We start from the raw sequence: 20,760 nt of genomic DNA on the forward strand, positions 1-20,760 counted from the left end.
ACGTAAAGAATTTTTTGTAAATTTTAATAATTATTTATTATAGTAATAGTTTTTAAGAGAATAAATAGTCGATTTTGAAACCGTTTATTTTTCTTATATAATAGCTCTAGAGGGAGGGATTACTAATGGAAAGAGACCTGATTTTAGAAATGATCGAAAAATTAAGAAGTGGACAAATAAATGAGTGGTATGTACATAGAGAAGTATTCCTTGATGTAAGGGCTATAGTTGTTGCTCTGGAGGATTTTAAACATTTTAGAGGAATTGCTCAAAGAAGCGGAGATGTGATTTATAAGTATTTACAGGAGCCTAGAAGCTAGGGGAGGAGAGAAATATGTACAGTGAAAAAACCGTAATAATTACAGGAGGTGCCAGCGGGATTGGTGCTGGAATTGTTCATGCTTTTTATGAAGCTGGAGCGAAGGTAGTTATTGCTGATAATGATGCTGAGAATGGGAAGAAAGCAGAAAAGAAATATAACAATGAGAGGATAAGTTTTTTTGCAACCGATGTTTCAAACGAGCAATCAGTTATTTCTTTAGTTACCTATGTAATGGAAAAATTCGGTCGAGTCGACATTCTGATTAATAATGCTGGTATTTCCTCTTTTTCAAATTTCTACGAAATGACCGTGGATGAGTGGGATCGAGTACTTAATACCAATTTAAAGGGTGTTTTTCTCTGTTCGAGGGAGGTAGCCAAGGTGATTGAAGTAGGTGGATCAATCATTAATATTTCCTCGACTAGAGCCTTTATGTCCGAACCGCATTCGGAAGCATATGCAGCATCAAAAGGTGGGATTATAGCATTAACTCATGCATTAGCTGCTACATTATCTGAAAAAAAAGTGAGAGTTAATTGTATAAGTCCAGGTTGGATTGAAACGAATCATTATGAAGATCTGCGTGAGATCGACCATTCACAGCATTTTTCCAAAAGGGTGGGTAAGTCAAGTGACATAGCACGCGGGTGTTTATTCTTATGTGACCCGAATAATGATTTCATGACTGGTACAAATATAACCATTGATGGAGGAATGACGAAAAAGATGATATACGAATGAGTAAGTAAAAAGCTACCTAATAGTTGGTAGCTTTCGAGTCTAAATTTTTGATTCGTGATGAATCATTTTTGCATATATTTTAAGAACATTGACGATTTCTTTTTTTGTTTCCTTGTCGTCTAAACCAGTAAATCCGTATACACACATTTTGCCTTCGGTCTTTTTCCATTTTGGCTTTCCTAGAACGCGAATTAAGCGGTCAGCTAATAAAAATGATATCTCAAGCAAAAAATCATTTTGTTCAATGGGTAAGTTAATTGGTGATCTGAATTTTATCCCATTGGGGCTAATATCTACTATATAAGCAAGAGCGGATTTAACATCCCCTTGCATTCCATTTATGCTTACAATCTTAAATGTCCCATGAATAGGCTGTTGAAATTGAAATCGAAAGGCCTCTTGTCTTTTATAAATCATGCATATCACCTTGTGAGAAAATGTAACAAATTTACTATTACTAAAATCATACATTTTCCATTTATTGATTACAAGTATTTTATTTTCATTGTTTTAATCAAAAGTTTACTTTATTGGATAATATTTACCATTCTAACTCATGTTGGAAAATTTAATTATCATGAGTAAAAATGTAAGCGGTTAAATAAAAAAACTGTGAAAATTCCTCTACATTTGTGGCTTTTTCATTGTATACAAGCTAAGGAAATGCTATTCTTTTTTTTGAGATGTCGATTGTCTGATAACCCTAAGAACTTTAGTCGGCGTTAGCTATATTTAATGAATAAAAAGGACAGTGGAAAAAATACTAAAGTATGCTATATATTTTTCAATGTCTGAATGAATAGGTAAAGTGAAGGAATTAGGCAATTAACGAGAAACATCTTATCAAATATATGTATAGGAAAAAGGAGTTTGATTAACCATGGCAGAAAAACAATTTAAAATTATAGCTGAAACAGGAATTCACGCTCGTCCTGCAACATTACTAGTACAAGCAGCTAGCAAGTTCGATTCTGATATTAACCTTGAGTACAAGGGGAAAAAAGTAAACCTTAAGTCAATCATGGGTGTTATGTCTCTAGGAGTTGGACAAGGAGCTGACATTACTATTTCTGCAGTAGGTGGAGATGAGCAAGAAGCTCTAGCTAGTCTTGAAGAAACTTTGAAAAAAGAAGGTTTAGCATAAAAATGAACTTTTTAAATGGAATTGCTGCATCTAGTGGAATAGCAATCGCAAAAGCATACCGTTTGGTAGAACCTGATTTAACCTTTACAAAAAAGTCAATCGATAACGAAACAGTTGAAATCGATCGTTTCCGTGCGGCATTAAATCAATCAAAGGTTGAACTAGAAGGTATTAGGGACAAGGCAAAAGTAGAATTAGGTGCTGATAAAGCAGCTATTTTTGAAGCGCACTTGCTCGTACTAAGTGATCCAGAGCTTGTTTCTCCAATCGAAGATAAAGTTAAAACCGATAAAGTAAATGCTGAATTTGCTTTAAAAGAAACAGCTGATATGTTTGTGGCGATGTTTGAGTCAATGGACAATGAATACATGAAGGAAAGAGCTGCTGATATTCGCGATGTAACAAAACGCGTTCTTTCTCATTTATTAGGTGTACAAATCGTTAACCCTAGTATGATTTCAGAAGAAGTAATTATCGTTGCTGAAGATCTTACACCATCAGATACAGCTCAGCTAAATCGTCAATTTGTGAAAGGCTTTACAACTGACATCGGTGGAAGAACATCTCACTCTGCGATTATGGCTCGCTCAATGGAAATTCCAGCAGTTGTAGGTACAAAGACAGCAACTGAAGAAATTCAAAACGGCGATCTTGTGATTGTTGATGGATTAAATGGACAAGTCTATATTAATCCAACTGCTGAAGAAGTTGAACGTTTCAAGTCCGAGCACGCTGCTTTTGAAGCACAAAAAGCTGAGTGGGCAAAGCTTGTTAACGAGCAAACGGTAACATCCGATGGTCATCATGTGGAGCTTGCTGCAAATATCGGAACACCAAAGGATTTAAAAGGTGTTATTAACAATGGTGGCGAAGGTGTAGGTCTTTACCGTACTGAATTCCTTTACATGGGTCGTGACCAACTTCCTACAGAAGAGGAGCAGTTTGAATCATACAAAGCTGTTCTAGAAGGAATGGATGGAAAGCCAGTAGTTGTTCGTACATTAGACATTGGTGGAGACAAAGAACTTCCTTACTTAAACTTACCGAAGGAAATGAATCCTTTCTTAGGATTCCGTGCGATCCGTTTATGTCTTGAAGAGCAAGATATGTTCCGTACACAACTTCGTGCACTTCTTCGTGCAAGTGTATATGGAAACTTAAAAATTATGTTCCCAATGATTGCAACACTAGCTGAATTCCGTGAAGGAAAAGCAATTCTTGAAGAGGAACGTCAAAAGCTTCAAGCTGAAGGAGTAGCTGTTTCTGAGAAAATTGAACTAGGAATCATGGTAGAAATTCCTTCTACTGCTGTAATTGCTGATCAATTTGCTAAGGAAGTTGATTTCTTCAGTATTGGAACAAATGACTTAATCCAATACACAATGGCTGCAGACCGTATGAACGAAAGAGTATCTTACTTGTATCAGCCATACAATCCAGCTATTTTACGTTTAGTAAAAATGGTTATTGACGCTGCACACAAAGAAGGCAAGTGGGCAGGAATGTGTGGAGAAATGGCTGGCGACGAGCAAGCGATCCCTGTTCTTCTCGGCTTAGGCTTAGATGAGTTCTCTATGAGTGCAACTTCTATCCTAAAAGCACGTTCTCAAATCCGTAACTTATCAAAAGCGGATATGGAAGCATTGGCTTCAGAAGTGCTTCAAATGAGCACGACGGAAGAAGTGTTAGAGGCAGTAGCGAAAGCAACTCAACGATAAAAGAGAAACCCAACTGATTTTAATCAGTTGGGTCTTTTTGTTAAGAAAGGATTTTTCCATTCCATCAGAAGTCCGTAATTTAACGAATGTTCATCCTCTAAATAATTCTTTACAGCTACGACAGGTGTTCTTCCGCATCTTAATAAAAAGGTGATAACAGGGTCTTGTAATTCTCCTAGTATCAACTTCTCAACATACTCTTCTACCGAAAGTTGATCCGCATGCTTATGATATCCTGGCATACGCCCTCCTCCTAATAATCGCTCAAGCTTAAGTTGAACCACTGTTTCATACATGGACTGCATCAGCCATTTTCCTAATCCTAGTTTTCGATAAGCGGGTGAAATACAAATATCGACTATGTACAAGGAATTACCATTTGCCGCATGATTAGTAATGTAGCCATTGTCAGTTGCTTCCTCCCAAGTATGACTTGGATGGTTTTTATCAAAGTTAGTAATTAATCCTGTGATCGAACCGCAAATAACACCGTCCACTTCTACACATAATGCTCCCTCAGGGAATAGTTCGACATGATTGTTTAACTGTTCTTCTTTCCACCAAAGCTCAGAAGGAAAGGGAGGAGGAAATGCTTCTTGTTGAATCCGTATTAATTCTTGAAAATCGTCTTTTGTATAAGTTCGAATAATCGCTTTTGTTGGTTTTGAGGAGTTAAACACATAGAGTTCTTTAAAATACATAATATTTCCCCCTTCTTTTCCCTGATTTTAAAATGAATCGAGTTGTGTAGTCAAATCTCAATGAATTGTAAACTTTTCTAATTGACCGTTTATACTTTGCATTTCTAGGCTAAGGTAAGTGATAAAGGAGGACGATCATGAAGAAAGCCATTTTCGTATTGTGTTGTTCACTTATTCTAGTAGGATGTGAAGGAAGCCAAAAACAATCGTTTATTAATCAATATGCAGATGTATTACTTACAAAAAATAATGAACTTCAGTTTCGGTTTAAATTTGATGAACGATTATTTTCTGAAGAAGATATGTACAAAGTAAAAGTCTTAATCGAAAATAAACAATTAGCAAAAGCGTTAGGAACAGCTGAAATTTATTATGGAGAGCAATATGTTCATGATGGAAAGCTACTCCATGTAGGAAATCAAGAGGAAATATATCTGTCAATGGATCCCATTCCTCTACAGATTGATTTACATACATTCGTATTAGAAGAGATGATTCAGCAAGAAAAAGCGGTCAAGGTACAGATTTTTAATGAAAATGATATGATTGTTTCAGGCTATGTTCAGAACTTTCAATCTCAGCTATAGTCATTTCTTTGAACAAATTGGAAATAAGTGATAAAATACTACTTATTTCTAGCGGGGAGAAGTGAGTATGGAACTGAAGGCAAATAGCACAATCGGATTTGTTGGTTTAGGTGTCATGGGGAAAAGTATGGCGAGAAATCTAGTAAAAGCAGGCTATAAGGTCGTTGCTTATACTCGTACAAAAGAAAAAGCACAAGATATTTTAGATGAAGGTGTAGCTTGGTTTGAATCTCCAGAGGCTATTACTGATATGGCTGATATTATCATAACAATGGTTGGATATCCATCTGATGTTGAACAAATATATCTCGGAGAAAAAGGAATTATACATACGGCAAGACCAGGTTCATTCTTAATAGATATGACGACCTCCACACCTACATTGGCAAAAAAAATATATAATGAGTCTAAGAAAAAGGGAATCTATTCTGTAGACGCTCCCGTTTCAGGTGGAGATATTGGAGCGAGAGAGGGCAAGCTTTCCATAATGGTTGGTGGAGATCAAAAGGTTTTTGATGCATTACAACCTATTTTTCAGGTGTTAGGAAGTAATATTGTGTATCAAGGAAGTGCTGGAGCTGGTCAGCATACCAAAATGTGTAATCAGATTGCCATTGCATCTAATATGCTTGGTGTTTGTGAGGCGGTTGTATACGCGGAAAAGGCAGGGCTTGACCCGACAACAGTACTTAAAAGTATTTCATCGGGAGCAGCGGGGAGCTGGTCTCTTTCGAATCTTGCGCCAAGGATTATTGGAGGGGATTTTTCTCCAGGTTTTTATATCAAACACTTTATTAAAGATATGACCATTGCTTTAGATGAGGCAGAACAAATGGGAATGATGACTCCTGGATTATCACTTGCCAAATCAATATACGAGCAATTGGCGGAACAAGGTGAAGAAAATAGTGGTACACAGGCTCTATATAAATATTGGAAATAAATGAAACCCAAGCTCGAAGAAGAGCTTGGGTTTCACTTTTATGACTGATGATCTTTTAAAAATGCCTCCAGCCTATCTAATGCCTCAGCAAGTACTTCCATGGAATAAGCAAACGAGATGCGTATATATCCTTCACCAAGCGGAGAAAATGCACTTCCAGGTACGACAGCAACTCCTCGTTCTTGGACTAATTGTAGGGCAAAGTCAAACGAATTGGTAAACGGTTCTGGTAGCTTTACAAAGAAATAAAAGGCTCCATCTGGTTTCACAACTGACAGATTCATGGTGGTTAATCTCTCATATACATATTCTCTTCGTTCCAAATAGGCTTGTCTCATATCAATTGCATCATTTATGCCTGCAGTAAGTGCTTCTAAGGCAGCCATTTGTGAAACGGAAGAAGCGCAAGAGACATTATATTGATGAACCTTCAAGATATGTTCAGTTATAGAACTAGGAGCAAAAATCATTCCAATTCTCCAACCAGTCATCGAATGTGATTTAGAAAGACCATTGATGACAATCGTTTTTTCTTTTAGAATCGTACCAATTGAGAAATGCTTATGGTCAAATACTAATTCACTGTATATTTCGTCAGCTAATACAAATATTTCTTTGTCTTTCAGCAATTCGGCAATATCGCTTAATTCTTCCTTTGTTAAACTCACACCAGTAGGGTTGGACGGATAGGGTAAGACGATACAACGAGTTTTATCCGTTATGTAGTTGCTAATAATTTCAGCAGTCATTCGGAAGTTGTTATCTCTTGTATCCGCATATACGGGCTCTGCACCGCATAATTTTATAATTGGCTCATAACCAGGATATACAGGTCCAGGTAATATAACCTCCACACCTTCTTCTAAAATAGTACGAAACGTAATATCTATCGCTTCGCTAGCTCCTGAAGTGATAATAATTTCATCGTTTGGATTGTAAGATAAACCGTATTTCGTTTGAACAAATTGAGCAGCTGCTATTCGTAGTTCAATGTATCCAGCATTATGAGTATATGTAGTAAAATTTTCATCAATGGCTTTTTTTCCTGCTTCTTTTACATGCTCTGGTGTAGGGAAGTCTGGTTGGCCAAGAGTTAATGAAATCATATCCTTTGTGCCAGCAACCATATTAAAAAACTTACGAATTCCTGATATTTCAATGTTTTTTACTTTTGAATTAACCAAATGTTCCAATTGATCACTCTCCTATTCGTTTATTTTATCATGTGAAGGTTTGAGAGTGAAAATATCCTCTTAATTTTCATATTAAAAATAGCTACTAATGGGTATTATGTAAGTATTGGAAAAATTGTTTTACTTCATTTTCTATTGGTGATCATCAACTAACGATACGTGAATATATTGTAGATTTCATTCAGCATGACTATCATCATAAAAATCAAATAGAAGTGTTACTTTCATAGTCTACTAGTTGTCTAAAGATGGTAGAAAAGTAACATATTTTATGTGAAAGTTAACTGTTAATTAGACCGTTTCGTGGTATAGTATTTGTATGCTAACACAGATATTTGCTAGCCAAAAGGGGTCGAACCGTTAATGGAAAATAAAAAAGGAATTTTGTTAGAAAGTGGAACAAATGAACTAGAGATCGTTGAATTTAGTATTGGAAAAAATAAATTTGGTATTAATGTTATAAAAGTGAAGGAAATAATAAATCCCGTTCAAGTTACTCAGGTACCTCATTCCCATCCGCATGTAGAGGGAATCATTGAGTTAAGAGGGGAAGTATTACCAGTTGTGAATGTGGCTAATGCATTAGGGTTTCCTCCTTCACAATCCCCTGAACAGGATAAATTTATTGTTGCAGAATTTAACAAACAAAAGATTGTCTTTCACGTTCATACTGTTACACAAATTCACCGGATTTCATGGGACCAAATTGAAAAGCCTTCAGAAATGTATCAAGGACCTGAGAGTCAAATTATTGGAGTTGTAAAGCTTCATGGTGAGATGATCTTGCTACTTGATTTTGAAAAGATTGTAGTTGAGATCAACCCAGAAACAGGGATTAATGTTCAGCAAGTTAAGAAGCTTGGCCAAAGAGAAAGATCCACGAAGAAATTGGTGGTTGCAGAGGATTCACCTTTATTAAGAAAGCTTCTTCATGACACGCTAAATGAAGCAGGGTTTACCAATATTGAGTTTTTTGAAAATGGAAAAGATGCGCTTCAATATTTAGAAGCCATCACTTCTCAAGGGAAAAACATAACAGATGAAGTTCAGCTTGTTATCACGGATATTGAAATGCCTCAGATGGATGGACATCATTTTACAAGAAGAATAAAAGAAAATAATCAAACGGCAAAATTACCGGTTATTATTTTCTCTTCTTTAATTACCGATGACCTTCGTCATAAAGGACAAATGGTTGGTGCAAATGCACAAGTTAGTAAACCTGAAATAGCTGAATTAGTTCAGTTGATAGACAAGCATATTTTATAAAGATAAAAGGGTGTTCCTAAGTTCAAACTTAGGAACACCCTTTTTTTAAAAATAGCTTTCACCTAGTTTTTTAAAGACAGGTTTCTCATAACCTTTTTTCTTATAAGTAGTATTCATTTCTTCTTTCATTCCGGTGTATTTAGATAGAAGCTTCTTTGCCTGATTAAGAGATAGAACAGCTCTTGGATTACGAATATTATTATCTAATTTTCCTAAGTGTGGTAGACTCTCGAAGTCCTGTTTTGATGGGGGAAGATGAAAGGAGTAGTTTCCACACACAACGAGTACATCTGATTGTTGTTGGCTGTATCTAGGATTGTTCGAGAAGTGTAATCCTTCCTTTCTTGCTTTTCCTTCTTTTATAAGTTTTTGTAAGGCGTTTCGCTTCAACTCGTATAAATATTTTGGATTTGGAGCGGTTTTTGCATGACGATTCACAATGAAGATTGCCTGTGAGAGGTTTTCTATCGTTGGTTTTATGGGAGGATGATGTGTTTTTTCCTGACTCAAGGTTTTGAGCTCCTTTCACTCATTCAAACTACTGTATTGTTATTATACCTTTTTTTAGTTGGAAAGAAAATGGCTCTGAGATGTTTGATGATAAAAAAACAAGGTATCTGATAAGGTTGAATGGTTAGAGGAATGTCAAACGTGGAATAGAATAAATATAATAGTGAATAGTAAAGGAGTTTGAACAGATGAATAAGTGGGCTGTAATCGATATAGGATCGAACACCATACGATTAGTGATTTATATAGAAACCATCAACCATTTCTACAAAGAAGTTGAAAATATTAAGGCTGTAGCAAGGCTTAGAAAGTATTTAAATGAAGAGAAAGTTCTCTCCCATGAAGGTGTTCAGAAATGTCTAACAATCCTTAAAGGATTTAAAGAAATTATTAACTTTCATGGAATAAGAGAAGTAAAATGTGTGGCTACAGCAACCATACGACAGGCAGTAAATAAGTCTGAAGTTCTTGAAAAGATAAAAATAGAGCTAGGCTTTGATATCGAAATTTTAAGTGAGGAAGAAGAAGCTTATCTTGGCTTTTTGGCCGTAGTGAACACTACTGCTGTAAAAGATGGTGTGACTATAGATATTGGTGGGGGAAGCACAGAAATTACGTATTATCAAAATAAGACGCTAGTACAATCGCATAGTTTTCCGTTTGGTGTTGTGTCTTTAAAGGAAAAATTTTCGAGTGGAAGTCGGATGACAAATGATGAAAGAATGGCTCTGAAAAAAATGATCTCTGAAGCTTTTGAATCATTACCTTGGCTGAAGAACAAACAGGTTCCGATTGTTGCTATTGGGGGAAGCGCGAGAAACATTGCTCAAGTTCATCAACATTTAAAAAACTATCCATTAGCAGGAATTCACCAGTATGATATGAGTCCTGATGATCTAAATAATATATTACAAATGATGGCGAGTATGGAAATTGCTGATATTGAAAAATTAGAGGGACTTTCAAAAGACAGAGCAGACATCATCCTTCCAGCCCTTGAAGTATTCGACATGCTTTGTATGTATGTTCAAGCAACACGGTTTATTTTTAGTAAAAGGGGCCTAAGAGAAGGAATCCTTTACAAAGAAAAAAGCGGGGGAAAGAAACCATCTGATTTTATTTTAGAAAGCAGTATTGATCACTTGATAAGAGATTATGGGATTGAGGAAGGCCATTCTGATCATGTGGCATGGTTAGCAAAACAAATTTATTTCGAACTTTCTAATGTGTTCGGGAATACAACAAATGAATATAGTGAGCGTCTAATTGAACAAAGTGCACGCATATATTATATCGGGCAATACGTCGATTCGGATGTTAGCAGCCAGCATACCTTTAATCTCCTAGCTCATCAATCAATAGACGGGATTACGCACAAGGAAAGACTTATTCTTGCCTTTATTGCATCATTTAAAAGCTGGGCACTACTAAAGCAATATTCCACGCCTTTTATAGAATGGTTTTCAAAGGAAGAATTAAAGGATATTCGAATAGCTGGTGCAATGGTGAAGCTTGCCTCTGCTCTCGATTCATCCAAACGTATGCTGGTAAAAAAAATTAAAGTACAAAAAAGACAGGATGAGCTTCTGCTTCGATTATATTGTGAGGGTAATACATTTGTTGAACAGTATCAAGCAGAAAAGCAGATTCGTCATTTAGAGAAGTCATTAAAATATAAGATTACTCTTAATTTCGTCTCAAAAAGTTAAAAGGTACAAATTTACAATTTCTTTACAAAATCCTATTTATAATTTTGATAAGATGAAAATATATCAATGTCGAATACTGTTGATAAAGGATGGGAGACCAATGAATGGTGAAAGGCAATACAATCTACCTTCCTATTATAATAACCGTGAGTTAAGCTGGTTAGCATTTAATGAAAGAGTACTTGAAGAGGCACTTGATAAGAGTAACCCACTTCTTGAAAGGCTTAAATTTCTATCGATTTTTAGTTCTAATCTAGATGAATTTTTTATGGTTAGAGTTGCTGGATTACAGGACCAAGTGGATGCTGGATATAATAGACCAGAAAATAAAGCAGGATTAACACCAAAGCAACAGCTTGATGAAATTTCAAAGTTTACTCATAATCTGGTGAATACTCAATGTGAAACGTTTACCAACATTCTCCTTCCGGAACTTAAAAAGGAATCTATTTACCTCCTTGCCATTACTGGTTTAGATAAAAGTCAAATTTCTTTTTTAGAAGAATATTTTGAAGAACAGATCTTTCCTGTTTTAACTCCAATGGCTATTGATGCGTATCGTCCTTTTCCGATGCTATCAAACAAAAGTTTAAACCTTGCCGTATTGTTACAAGAGTACATAGAGGGCCAGGTGAGTAATCGTCTTGCTTTTGTTCAAGTACCAGCGGTTCTTAATCGTTTTGTTTGTATACCAAGTGACGAAGGTAGCTCCTTTGTTCTTTTAGAAAATGTAATTTGCTATTTTATACACAAGTTGTTTAAAGGATATAAAGTAGTATCTGTAACCCCTTTTCGTATTACGAGAAATGCTGATTTAACGATTCATGAAGAAGGGTCAAGAGACCTATTACTAGAAATTGAAAAAGAGCTGAAAAAACGAAAATGGGGAGCGGCTGTTCGTTTAGAGATAAGTGATGACCATTTTGATAACTCTGTTGTTGAACATATAACTAAAGAACTAGAATTGGACGAAGAGGATATTTACAGAATTAATGGGCCACTCGATCATACATTTTTAGCCCAGTTTTCAAAGCATTTATCAAGAAAAAGAGAGCGTTTAAGCTTTGAAGCCTTTATTCCTCAAAAGCCAGTGGATCTTGATTTTGACGAAGATCTATTTACGAAGTTACTTGAAGAAGATGTTTTATTACATCATCCGTACGAATCGTTTCAACCTGTTGTCGACTTTGTTACAGAAGCTGCCAGTGACCCAGATGTCTTAGCGATCAAACAAACTTTGTATCGTGTAAGTGGTGATTCCCCCATTATTACCGCTCTTAAAAATGCTGCCGAGAACGGAAAGCAGGTGACTGTTCTAGTTGAGTTAAAAGCTAGGTTTGATGAGGAAAATAATGTTCATTGGGCGAAAGAACTTGAGAAAGCTGGCTGTCATGTTATTTATGGTATGACCCATTTAAAAACGCATAGTAAAATTACATTAGTAGTTAGAAGAAGAAATCAAACGATAGAAAGATTTGTTCATTTAGGGACCGGAAACTACAATGATCAAACAGCCAATTATTATACAGACATTGGTTATTTAACTTCTAAACGAAAATTTGGTATTGATGCAACAAACTTTTTTAATTTTTTGAGTGGATATACAGAGAAACCAAAGTATAATCATATCGTTGTTGCACCATATGATATAAGGGGTAAGTTTATTGAATTAATTGATAAGGAAATAGCCTATCATAAGCAACACAAAAATGGCAGGATTATTGCAAAGATGAACTCCCTAACCGATAAGGAATTGATCATGAAACTCTATGAAGCTTCGTCTGCTGGAGTAAAAATCGATTTAATTATTCGTGGTATTTGCTGCTTAAAACCAAAGATTCCAATGGTGAGTGAAAATATTCGGGTCATAAGTATTGTTGGTCGTTTTTTGGAGCATAGCCGTATTTATTATTTCTACCATAACGGGGAGGAAAAAGTCTATTTGTCTTCTGCAGATATGATGACTAGAAATATGGAGAAACGAGTAGAAATTCTATTTCCAATCTTTGAAAATCATCACAAAGACAGAATCACCCATATATTGAATCTCCAGCTTTCAGACAATGTAAAAGCCAGAGAACAGCATCAAGATGGGAAGTACTCTTATGTCTCCTCAAACAATGAGAATTTACTAAACCACCAAGTAGAACTAATGAAAGAAACCTATCAATTAAGAGAAGATGAAGAATGAGATACAAAAGGGTATCTCTTTTTTTATTATTTTTCAAAAGTTGTACACTTTACGAAACATCTTGACGATACTATCGATATTTAAGGATAATATAAGTTAAGAAGTTTTCTAAGACAACACACAAATGCTCAGGTACAAACGAGGATGATGGGATGGAGCAGTTTAAAAAGGTAATCTCTCGTGAAGTGATTAATGATAAAAATAGACGTGAAATAGAAGGAATGATCTTTGATATTATCCTTAACCATATTAATGATATGGTGTTCATTATGAAGGTGGACGGAGATCAATTTCGATACGTTTTTGCCAATAAATCTGGTGCGACACATGCAAGGCTGACAGTGGAAACGATGGGGAAAACCTTATTTGAGGTAATGCCTACAGAGACTGCTAAAAGACTTCAAGCCGCATACATGAATGTAATAGAATCAAAAGAAATTCAAGTGCTTATTGATCAATCAACATTAGAGGATGGAAGGCTGGTTCATGGGCAGTCGATTTTAACGCCAGTCCTTAATGAAAATCAAGAAGTCAGATTTGTTGTGTCTGTAACTCGTGATATTACAGAGTTAGAGGTGGAAAAGAGTCGGCTTAAAGTGACGGAACAGCGTTATCGTTCTATTGTGGATCATAATCTGGATGGGGTTATTCTCGCAACTCGTGTAGGCGATATTATTGACGCGAATCCAGCTAGTGAAATTCTATCAGGATTTACGGTCGATGAGTTAAAGAAAAAAACCATTTTTGATTTTGTTGATGAATCTGACGTTAATAAATTTCGAGAATTTATCGAGCATTCTCTCTCGGGGATTTCTTTAGAAACTTTAGACTTCCGGTTCGTTAACAGCAGTAAAAGGAAAATTACGGTCCAATTAAAAACGATACCTTTTACCATTCATAATAAAATTACAGGAATTTATTTGATTTTTCGAGATATTACGGAGCAGGCGATAAATGCTGAGACGATAAAGTTCATGGCATTTCATGACCAGTTAACGGGGTTATATAATAGAAGGGCATTATTACGCGATTTAGATCTACTATTAAATCATTCTGATAGTAATAAAGAGGAACCTTTTTCTCTTCTATCCATTGATATTGACCGTTTTAAACAACTAAATGATTCTCTAGGACATTTTGCAGGTGATCAAATATTAATTAAGGTGGCTGAACGATTAAGTGTTGATCGAACTGATGATTATAAGGTTTACAGACAGGGTGGAGATGAGTTTATTGTTCTTTTAAGGGGAAATCGCCAAAGCGCGAACCAGTTGGCACAAAATATTTTGAACCGATTTGCAAAGTCCTTTTATTTGAACTCACATGAATATTATATTTCACCAAGCATAGGATTAAGCATGTATCCACAGGATGGGAAAGATGCAGAAACATTAATCAAAAACGCTGATGAAGCATTGTTTCGTGTGAAAGAGAAGGGAAAAGCACATTATCAGTTTTATCGAAGTGATAAAACACAATCATTTGCTAATATCGTTTCGTTAGAGACGCAACTTAGAAAAGCTCTAGAGCGTGATGAATTAATACTATTATATCAGCCACAGGTAGAACTAAGTAGTGGAAAGATCAATAGTTTTGAAGCGCTGATTAGGTGGAATTCAAAGGAGTTTGGGTTGGTCCCTCCATCGGAATTTATCCCTCTTTCGGAAGATACGGGTTTGATTATTCCTATAGGTAATTGGGTCATTGAACAAGCTTGTATGCAAATAAAGGAATGGAATGAACTTTGTGCAGAAGAAATTTCGATTGCAATAAATATATCAGCGAAACAATTTCAACAACCAACTCTTGTAAGTACGATTCAAAAGGCGATCCAGACGTTTCAAATTAATCCTTCCTTGCTTGAAATTGAGATTACAGAGGGAGTGATGCAGGATACGGCTGAAACCGCTCCAATACTTAAAAGTTTAAAGGACTTAGGGATTAGTATTGCAATTGACGATTTTGGTACCGGGTACTCATCCTTAAACTATTTAAAAAGCTTTCCCATTGATGTTCTCAAAGTAGATCAATCGTTTATCCGAGGTATCCATAATAACGAAAAGGATGCTGCTATTACAACAACGATTATTCACCTAGCAAATAGCCTTGGCATGAAAGTAGTTGCTGAGGGGATTGAAGAAGAAGCACAGGCAAATTTTCTTTTAAATACAAACTGTCATAAGGGACAAGGTTACTTTTATTCAAAACCATTAAGTAACATGGATATTCAACAAATTATTTTTAACAGACCGACCAACTCATAATGGGCGGTCTGTTTTATTTTTGTAGTGTTTGAAGAGTAAATAAGGTAATTTCAGGTGGAGAGAGAAACCGAAAGGGAAGCCTAGTTGTACCTAAGCCTCTACTTACATATAGAGTCAAAGGATCACTGGTCTGTCCAATTTGATAAAATCCTTCATAATATTTTTTGGCAAACGGGGGCTTAATAATAGCTCCTAAAAAAGGAATTTGAATTTGTCCACCATGACTATGCCCACTTAATTGGAGTTGAACATTTCCTATGTCAGCAGCCTGGTCGGCTAAATCAGGTGCATGTGATAAAAGGATGGTATAAGCCTCATCAGGGATGCTTTCCAATGTCGCTTGAATATCTGGCCTGCCTAACATTGCATCATCAATTCCAGCGATATACAAAATCTCATTTGTAAGAAGAGAGACTTGATGAGCTTCATTCAATAAAAGGGTAAACCCAGCTTCTTTCATAACATTTCGATATAAATCTGAACCATAGCCTCCGTGATCGTGGTTCCCATATATAGCAAACGAACCAAATGGAGCTTGGAGATTTTTTAAAATCGGTGCGAGTGAGTTAATTTCAACATACTGATTAGGTGTATCCATTAGATCACCCGTAAAAAGAATCATGTCGGGCTCAAGTGAATTTATTTTATTGACCAATTCTTTAAGTTGGGATAAATCATATTGAAATCCAACATGCGTATCGCTGAATTGTAGGATTTTAAAGCCGTTGAAACCATTAGGAATCTTGGGGTGAGTGATCGTGTGTTTCTTTATCGTTAATAGCTTTGGCTCAATTTCTCGAGCATAGAAGCCACCTCCACCGACAGCAACAATTCCCGTTAGAAAAGTGCCAATTCCTCTTTTCAAAAATCGTCTTCTCGACATTTTTGTGTTCATTACTAATCAACCTATTCTCATTTCTAAATTTAGGACAATCCACTTTATACTAACAAAATCAGGGAGATATGAGAACTAAAAAGGCGTGATTAAATTCTTGTCCATGAAATATATGTATACAGATGTAGAATAAAAAATGATAAAATATAAATGAATGAGTGTTCATTCTTTTTTTAAAAAAGGGGGATGGAAGATGGAGAGGAAAGTTGTTATTATTACAGGCGGATCATCCGGCATGGGGAAAGCAATGGCAAAAAAGTTTGCTAATAGCGGTTTTTATGTGGTTATTACAGGAAGAGATGAGGAAAAACTACAATCGGCAAAAAAAGAAATTGAAAAAGAAAATAACCAAGTTCTAACTATAAAAATGGATGTTAGAGAAGTGGAGGACGTAAAAAAAATGGTCCAGCTGACGGATGAAGCATTCGGGCGGATCGACATTCTCATTAATAATGCAGCTGGAAACTTTATATGTCCAGCGGAAAAGCTATCTGTGAATGGATGGAATTCCGTGATAAATATTGTGTTAAACGGTACGTTTTATTGTAGCAGCGAGGTGGGTAAGTATTGGATTGGTAAAGGGATAAAGGGGAGTATCATAAATATGGTTGCTACATATGCATGGAATGCAGGTGCGGGAGTGATTCATTCAGCAGCTGCAAAAGCGGGAGTACTATCCATGACAAGAACGCTTGCTGTTGAGTGGGGGCAAAGATATGGCATAAGAGTTAATGCTATTGCACCTGGACCGATTGAACGAACGGGTGGTGCACAACGGTTATGGGAATCCCAAGAAGCAGCCAATCGAACTCTTTCAAGCGTCCCACTAGGAAGACTAGGTACTCCTGAGGAAATCGCTGAATTGGCCTATTTTTTAAGCTCAGAAGGTGCGCAATACATTAATGGAGATTGTATTACGATGGACGGTGGGCAATGGCTTAATCAGCATCCATTTTAAGATAAATAGACAGGCTAGTCGGAACTAGCCTGTTATTTTTTATTGATAGCTTACCGCTCTATTTTTTAATGCGTTCCAAGACTGTAGAAATTGTTGCTTATTCACTTTCACCTGTTTTCCGCCGGATAAAGGATCATTCAAATAAACAAATGATTGATCATAGCCAACTACAACAACTGCATGTAAATCAAGAGGTGTATCAATCTTTTTATTACCATGCATCCAAGATTCAGGTCTGTCTGGTAAACGGTAATCACCTGTTGTCCACACTACAACAGGAAAGCCCTTTGCAACATGTGCTTCAATTTCATGAAACGGTTTATGGGTTAGATTAACGGCCTTTCCTGGCAGATAAGTATTAATTAAATCAATCATTGGACCATCAAACACCGCATATCCAGCTCTTTGGCCAGTCATATCTCCAACAAATCCTACATCTGGATCTCCCCAACGAATAATATCACCATTTTGTTTTACCAATGGATCATTGTCTTTTTTTATTTTATTGTAAAGATCCATTTTATTTGTATTCACTCCAGCAAATTGCAGCATCATAGCGAGGCTTGTAACCTCACATCCATACCTTAATTCTGGATTTTGCTTGATTAGAGGAACATCCAGCAAAGTGTTACTTTGTGCGAATGTTGAGAAAGGAATGCTCATCACTAAAAATATGGAAAGTAATATTGATTTTATTTTCATTTTGTACCTTCCTTTCGGTGGTTAAGCTTAGAATGCAAAAAAGGAAGGGTGATTATAAGGTAAGGTTTTTGGAAGTGGTTCATGGAAAAGGAATATTAAGCCTTTTTATGGTATAATTATTGAAAAGATGGATGTAAGGAGCGATCGTAATTGGATGCATTGGATATCTTAACTGATCTTGAAAATGTACTTCCTTTTTTTCAACCGATATTCAGTGCGGATGAACACCAGGTTATTGGTTATGAGGTATTAGGAAGGTACTATGATGGCTCGGAGTATATAAGTCTTGGTCCGTTTTTTCATGATTCAAGTATTCCCGAAGAATACAGAACGGAAGTTGACCAAGTTGTATTAAAAAAAGCACTCGATCGTTTTCTAGAGGTTGATGAACACCTCTTAATCTTTATTAACAGAGATGCGGATTTGTTGATGAAGGGTGCAGATGATCCTTTTTTAGAAGTACTGCACGAATACGAAGAGCTTGGATTACCGTTAAATAGATATGTGCTTGAAATTTCGGAATCTAATTATAAAGGTGAGCTTGATCAACTCGATCATTTTCTCAATTATTTAAAGACATTAGGGATTAAAATAGCGATAGATAAGCTAGGACATGAAAGCAGTCACTTGGATCGAATTGGGCAGCTTTCTCCTAATATTTTGAAAGTGGACTTGCGTGCCCTTCGTTCTAACCGTTCTTCACAAGGGTTTCAAGATATATTGTACTCACTTTCTCTACTAGCGCGAAAAATTGGTGCAACTCTACTCTTTGAAAACATTGAAATGGTTTACCAACTCCAATTCGCATGGAAAAATGGAGGAAGATATTACCAAGGGTTTTACCTACATAAACCTGCAAAAGATTTTGTAGAGCGTACGATATTAAAGGATAAACTAAAGGAAGAGTTTCACCGCTTTATAGCCTATGAGAAAAAGCGAATCGAAACTTTACATCAAATCACAGAATCCTTTCAACTTCGAATGCAGGATTTAGTATCCAAATATAAAAAGCAAGAAAAGTATGAGGAATTTTTAGGATCCTTAACGAAGGAATTAGATTCAATCGCTTTTCGCTTGTACATTTGTGATGAAGATGGGTTCCAAGTATCACCAAACTTATTTAAAGGTGATCAAGAATGGGTTAGCCAAGTCGAATATATGAATAAAAACTGGAGCTGGAGACCCTATTTTTTAGAAAATATTCATAAAATGCGCTTGGAGAAAAAAGGCATATTATCGGATGTGTACAGCGATATTGAAATTGGTGATAATATTCGAACATTCTCTTACCCATTAAGCACAAAGCATTACTTGTTTATCGACCTTTCGTATGCCTTTCTTTATGACAATGACGGTTTGTTATAATTTGCCCTGTTCATAAAAGAATAAACGAGGACTATTGTGGAATCGTAATGATATGACCAATTATAAAGGAGGAGTTCTCCTTGAGTACCTATATGTCAATCTTATTATTTGTTTCCATGGGTGTCCTCGTTTTTTCATTAGGATATACATTAGCCGTAACAAGAAGACCAAAGCAATTAAAACCAGAGTCGGATACACCTCTTCCAACAAAGGTCCAATCGCATATATATTTGCGAAATCCGGTTTTTCTAACATATGGGATATTCTTTTTGCTGCTGATTCTAATCATCTTATTTTATAACCTTTCGTAAAAACCTCTATTTTAGGGGTTTTTTGTCTTTTTTAGAACATCCTTTTTTATCTTTGTAGGTATTTTTCCTTATTTTTTCGCCTTTTTCTTCATAAAAAGTTATATCTGTTGTCACAAAGGGTAACTTCATCTATATAAATGTCAGATTAGCACGTTATTTTACGAACGAATGCGTGCATCAAGGGATGAGATTGTTGTTAAAATGGAAATTATTAAGAGGAAGGGAAAGTGAGCTTATGAGTCGAAAAAAACGTATGCTATTATTGGTATTTTCCATTCTATTCTTTTTTCCTTTAATTGGACAAGCTGCTTCTAAATCAACGATTGAAACAAGAGAAGATGTTCTTGGTTTATTGCATGAAGCGTTTCAGGCACAAATGATGTTAAGTGAAGAAGGAAGAACAGAAGAAGAAGTAAATTCGATATTAAAGCCTTACTTTACGGATTCCTATAATCAGCTTTTTATAAAGGAAAATATTGTGGAGGAAAATGGCTTACAGTTTACATATGGAACGGACTTTGCACCTTACTACATTCCGTTTTTTCAATTTTCTGATCAAACAGAAGTAATCATAAATAAAAACAGTATTTATGTGTATGAATTCTTTGAAGGGCAAAATGAGGGACCGATAACTTATAAAGACCATTATGAAGCGATCATTTTGAAAAAGGAGAATACAGGGGTATGGAAAGTAAGTGATTATTTATACGATTTTAATCCATCCACAGATATTGTTCTTGAAAAAGAAGAGGAAAAAAAGAGTAGTCTAGAAAAAAACAATCCATTTCAAGCACTATTGATTAGCACTCTTCATCATATAAAGTTGACCGCGAGCTTTTTCAACCATTACTTAGCAATTGAAAACGAGTAGAGCGTAATAAAAGCTCTACTCGTTTTTGTTTGATAGACCAAGTGCTTCTATAATTCGCTCTTGTTCAAATCCGATAATCACATCTCCATTAATTACAATGGTTGGCGTAGAGTATGAACCAAGCTTAATTAATTCATCTCGAGCGGATGAATCTTTTTTAATATCCTTTAGTTCATAGGAGATATTTTGATCATTAAAAAAGTTTTTCGTAAATTCGCAAGGGGGACAGCCTGGCTGGGTGTATAATGTAACTTTGTTCATCGTATTCCTCTATTCTTGGTTTATGTTTATTTTGTCGACAATTTCTGAGTGGTTCCTACATTTTTCAAAAAAAACCCTCGTTTTTTATACTTTTCCTTGTACAAA

21 protein-coding genes are annotated in these 20,760 nt (G+C 35.8%); 14 read left to right on the forward strand and 7 right to left on the reverse strand.

Going from position 1 to position 20,760, the window contains the following annotated elements:
- The first annotated feature begins 125 nt into the window (after window positions 1-125).
- Window positions 126-320, forward strand: a complete 195-nt coding sequence (locus tag ACQ5H4_RS04140; protein WP_430773739.1) for a hypothetical protein — start codon at window positions 126-128, stop codon at window positions 318-320.
- A gap of 14 nt (window positions 321-334) precedes the next feature.
- Entirely contained in the window at window positions 335-1,063 is a 729-nt protein-coding gene (locus ACQ5H4_RS04145; RefSeq protein ID WP_430773740.1) for a glucose 1-dehydrogenase, read from the forward strand.
- A gap of 39 nt (window positions 1,064-1,102) precedes the next feature.
- Here ACQ5H4_RS04145 and ACQ5H4_RS04150 read toward each other — a convergent pair whose 3' ends face one another.
- Window positions 1,103-1,480, reverse strand: a complete 378-nt coding sequence (locus ACQ5H4_RS04150; RefSeq protein ID WP_430773741.1) for a PilZ domain-containing protein — start codon at window positions 1,478-1,480, stop codon at window positions 1,103-1,105.
- A gap of 463 nt (window positions 1,481-1,943) precedes the next feature.
- Here ACQ5H4_RS04150 and ACQ5H4_RS04155 point away from each other — a divergent pair, with 463 nt between their 5' ends.
- Together ACQ5H4_RS04155 and ptsP are read left to right on the forward strand one after the other, a co-directional pair.
- Window positions 1,944-2,207, forward strand: coding sequence for a phosphocarrier protein HPr (locus ACQ5H4_RS04155; RefSeq protein ID WP_066058111.1), 264 nt, complete (start codon window positions 1,944-1,946; stop codon window positions 2,205-2,207).
- 2 nt (window positions 2,208-2,209) lie between these two features.
- On the forward strand, window positions 2,210-3,925 hold the full coding sequence (gene ptsP / locus ACQ5H4_RS04160; protein ID WP_430773742.1) for a phosphoenolpyruvate--protein phosphotransferase: 1,716 nt from the start codon (window positions 2,210-2,212) through the stop codon (window positions 3,923-3,925).
- Window positions 3,926-3,948: 23 nt separating this feature from the next.
- Here ptsP and ACQ5H4_RS04165 read toward each other — a convergent pair whose 3' ends face one another.
- Entirely contained in the window at window positions 3,949-4,626 is a 678-nt protein-coding gene (locus tag ACQ5H4_RS04165; RefSeq protein ID WP_430773743.1) for a GNAT family N-acetyltransferase, read from the reverse strand.
- 137 nt (window positions 4,627-4,763) lie between these two features.
- Between ACQ5H4_RS04165 and ACQ5H4_RS04170 the strand changes: the two genes are divergently transcribed.
- Window positions 4,764-5,213 (forward strand): hypothetical protein, encoded by a 450-nt coding sequence (locus ACQ5H4_RS04170; RefSeq protein ID WP_430773744.1) that lies wholly within the window; start codon window positions 4,764-4,766, stop codon window positions 5,211-5,213.
- A 67-nt stretch (window positions 5,214-5,280) separates the two neighbouring features.
- Window positions 5,281-6,156 carry an NAD(P)-dependent oxidoreductase gene (locus ACQ5H4_RS04175; RefSeq protein WP_430773745.1) on the forward strand — a complete coding sequence of 292 codons (876 nt, stop codon included), beginning with the start codon at window positions 5,281-5,283 and terminating at the stop codon, window positions 6,154-6,156.
- 38 nt (window positions 6,157-6,194) lie between these two features.
- Here ACQ5H4_RS04175 and ACQ5H4_RS04180 read toward each other — a convergent pair whose 3' ends face one another.
- A complete protein-coding gene (locus ACQ5H4_RS04180) occupies window positions 6,195-7,349 on the reverse strand; it encodes an aminotransferase A (protein WP_430773746.1) in 1,155 nt (384 codons plus the stop codon).
- A 363-nt stretch (window positions 7,350-7,712) separates the two neighbouring features.
- On the opposite strand from ACQ5H4_RS04180, the gene ACQ5H4_RS04185 reads away from it, so the two are divergent.
- Window positions 7,713-8,618, forward strand: a complete 906-nt coding sequence (locus tag ACQ5H4_RS04185) for a chemotaxis protein (protein ID WP_430773747.1) — start codon at window positions 7,713-7,715, stop codon at window positions 8,616-8,618.
- Between the two features lie 45 nt (window positions 8,619-8,663).
- Here the strand turns inward: ACQ5H4_RS04185 and ACQ5H4_RS04190 are convergent, their stop codons facing one another.
- Window positions 8,664-9,128, reverse strand: a complete 465-nt coding sequence (locus ACQ5H4_RS04190) for a YkyB family protein (protein WP_430773748.1) — start codon at window positions 9,126-9,128, stop codon at window positions 8,664-8,666.
- 188 nt (window positions 9,129-9,316) lie between these two features.
- On the opposite strand from ACQ5H4_RS04190, the gene ppx reads away from it, so the two are divergent.
- The 3 genes from ppx (at window position 9,317) to ACQ5H4_RS04205 (ending at window position 15,292) form a co-directional block, all read left to right on the forward strand.
- A complete protein-coding gene (ppx, locus tag ACQ5H4_RS04195; protein ID WP_430773749.1) occupies window positions 9,317-10,837 on the forward strand; it encodes an exopolyphosphatase in 1,521 nt (506 codons plus the stop codon).
- Window positions 10,838-10,937: 100 nt separating this feature from the next.
- Window positions 10,938-13,028 carry an RNA degradosome polyphosphate kinase gene (locus tag ACQ5H4_RS04200; RefSeq protein ID WP_430773750.1) on the forward strand — a complete coding sequence of 697 codons (2,091 nt, stop codon included), beginning with the start codon at window positions 10,938-10,940 and terminating at the stop codon, window positions 13,026-13,028.
- 152 nt (window positions 13,029-13,180) lie between these two features.
- Window positions 13,181-15,292, forward strand: coding sequence for a putative bifunctional diguanylate cyclase/phosphodiesterase (locus tag ACQ5H4_RS04205; protein ID WP_430773751.1), 2,112 nt, complete (start codon window positions 13,181-13,183; stop codon window positions 15,290-15,292).
- A 13-nt stretch (window positions 15,293-15,305) separates the two neighbouring features.
- Here ACQ5H4_RS04205 and ACQ5H4_RS04210 read toward each other — a convergent pair whose 3' ends face one another.
- Window positions 15,306-16,187, reverse strand: coding sequence for a metallophosphoesterase (locus tag ACQ5H4_RS04210; RefSeq protein ID WP_430773752.1), 882 nt, complete (start codon window positions 16,185-16,187; stop codon window positions 15,306-15,308).
- A 193-nt stretch (window positions 16,188-16,380) separates the two neighbouring features.
- Between ACQ5H4_RS04210 and fadH the strand changes: the two genes are divergently transcribed.
- A complete protein-coding gene (gene fadH, locus ACQ5H4_RS04215) occupies window positions 16,381-17,145 on the forward strand; it encodes a 2,4-dienoyl-CoA reductase (protein WP_430773753.1) in 765 nt (254 codons plus the stop codon).
- 39 nt (window positions 17,146-17,184) lie between these two features.
- Here fadH and ACQ5H4_RS04220 read toward each other — a convergent pair whose 3' ends face one another.
- The gene (locus ACQ5H4_RS04220; protein WP_430773754.1) at window positions 17,185-17,847 is read right to left on the reverse strand and encodes a C39 family peptidase; all 663 of its coding nucleotides are present in this window, start codon (window positions 17,845-17,847) and stop codon (window positions 17,185-17,187) included.
- 150 nt (window positions 17,848-17,997) lie between these two features.
- Here ACQ5H4_RS04220 and ACQ5H4_RS04225 point away from each other — a divergent pair, with 150 nt between their 5' ends.
- The 3 genes from ACQ5H4_RS04225 (at window position 17,998) to ACQ5H4_RS04235 (ending at window position 20,394) form a co-directional block, all read left to right on the forward strand.
- Window positions 17,998-19,212, forward strand: coding sequence for an EAL domain-containing protein (locus tag ACQ5H4_RS04225; protein WP_430773755.1), 1,215 nt, complete (start codon window positions 17,998-18,000; stop codon window positions 19,210-19,212).
- An 80-nt stretch (window positions 19,213-19,292) separates the two neighbouring features.
- Window positions 19,293-19,523, forward strand: a complete 231-nt coding sequence (locus tag ACQ5H4_RS04230) for a hypothetical protein (protein WP_430773756.1) — start codon at window positions 19,293-19,295, stop codon at window positions 19,521-19,523.
- A 235-nt stretch (window positions 19,524-19,758) separates the two neighbouring features.
- The gene (locus ACQ5H4_RS04235; protein ID WP_430773757.1) at window positions 19,759-20,394 is read left to right on the forward strand and encodes a DUF3993 domain-containing protein; all 636 of its coding nucleotides are present in this window, start codon (window positions 19,759-19,761) and stop codon (window positions 20,392-20,394) included.
- Between the two features lie 15 nt (window positions 20,395-20,409).
- On the opposite strand, the gene ACQ5H4_RS04240 is transcribed toward ACQ5H4_RS04235, so the two are convergent.
- Window positions 20,410-20,655 carry a glutaredoxin family protein gene (locus ACQ5H4_RS04240; protein WP_430773758.1) on the reverse strand — a complete coding sequence of 82 codons (246 nt, stop codon included), beginning with the start codon at window positions 20,653-20,655 and terminating at the stop codon, window positions 20,410-20,412.
- Between the last annotated feature and the right edge of the window lie 105 nt (window positions 20,656-20,760).

The organism is Bacillus coreaensis, from assembly GCF_050586445.1.
GTDB lineage: Bacteria > Bacillota > Bacilli > Bacillales > Cytobacillaceae > Robertmurraya_A > Robertmurraya_A coreaensis.

Excerpts from the sequence above, each read along its gene's own strand:
- ACQ5H4_RS04185 (WP_430773747.1), top strand. The coding sequence starts at position 7,713 with ATGGAAAATAAAAAAGGAATTTTGTTAGAAAGTGGAACAAATGAACTA.
- ACQ5H4_RS04220 (WP_430773754.1), bottom strand. The coding sequence starts at position 17,847 with ATGAAAATAAAATCAATATTACTTTCCATATTTTTAGTGATGAGCATT.
- ACQ5H4_RS04235 (WP_430773757.1), top strand. The coding sequence starts at position 19,759 with ATGAGTCGAAAAAAACGTATGCTATTATTGGTATTTTCCATTCTATTC.
- ACQ5H4_RS04200 (WP_430773750.1), top strand. The coding sequence starts at position 10,938 with ATGAATGGTGAAAGGCAATACAATCTACCTTCCTATTATAATAACCGT.
- ACQ5H4_RS04145 (WP_430773740.1), top strand. The coding sequence starts at position 335 with ATGTACAGTGAAAAAACCGTAATAATTACAGGAGGTGCCAGCGGGATT.
- ACQ5H4_RS04205 (WP_430773751.1), top strand. The coding sequence starts at position 13,181 with ATGGAGCAGTTTAAAAAGGTAATCTCTCGTGAAGTGATTAATGATAAA.
- ppx (WP_430773749.1), top strand. The coding sequence starts at position 9,317 with ATGAATAAGTGGGCTGTAATCGATATAGGATCGAACACCATACGATTA.
- ACQ5H4_RS04155 (WP_066058111.1), top strand. The coding sequence starts at position 1,944 with ATGGCAGAAAAACAATTTAAAATTATAGCTGAAACAGGAATTCACGCT.
- ACQ5H4_RS04240 (WP_430773758.1), bottom strand. The coding sequence starts at position 20,655 with ATGAACAAAGTTACATTATACACCCAGCCAGGCTGTCCCCCTTGCGAA.
- ACQ5H4_RS04170 (WP_430773744.1), top strand. The coding sequence starts at position 4,764 with ATGAAGAAAGCCATTTTCGTATTGTGTTGTTCACTTATTCTAGTAGGA.
- ACQ5H4_RS04165 (WP_430773743.1), bottom strand. The coding sequence starts at position 4,626 with ATGTATTTTAAAGAACTCTATGTGTTTAACTCCTCAAAACCAACAAAA.
- ACQ5H4_RS04150 (WP_430773741.1), bottom strand. The coding sequence starts at position 1,480 with ATGATTTATAAAAGACAAGAGGCCTTTCGATTTCAATTTCAACAGCCT.
- ACQ5H4_RS04140 (WP_430773739.1), top strand. The coding sequence starts at position 126 with ATGGAAAGAGACCTGATTTTAGAAATGATCGAAAAATTAAGAAGTGGA.
- ACQ5H4_RS04210 (WP_430773752.1), bottom strand. The coding sequence starts at position 16,187 with ATGAACACAAAAATGTCGAGAAGACGATTTTTGAAAAGAGGAATTGGC.
- fadH (WP_430773753.1), top strand. The coding sequence starts at position 16,381 with ATGGAGAGGAAAGTTGTTATTATTACAGGCGGATCATCCGGCATGGGG.
- ACQ5H4_RS04175 (WP_430773745.1), top strand. The coding sequence starts at position 5,281 with ATGGAACTGAAGGCAAATAGCACAATCGGATTTGTTGGTTTAGGTGTC.
- ptsP (WP_430773742.1), top strand. The coding sequence starts at position 2,210 with ATGAACTTTTTAAATGGAATTGCTGCATCTAGTGGAATAGCAATCGCA.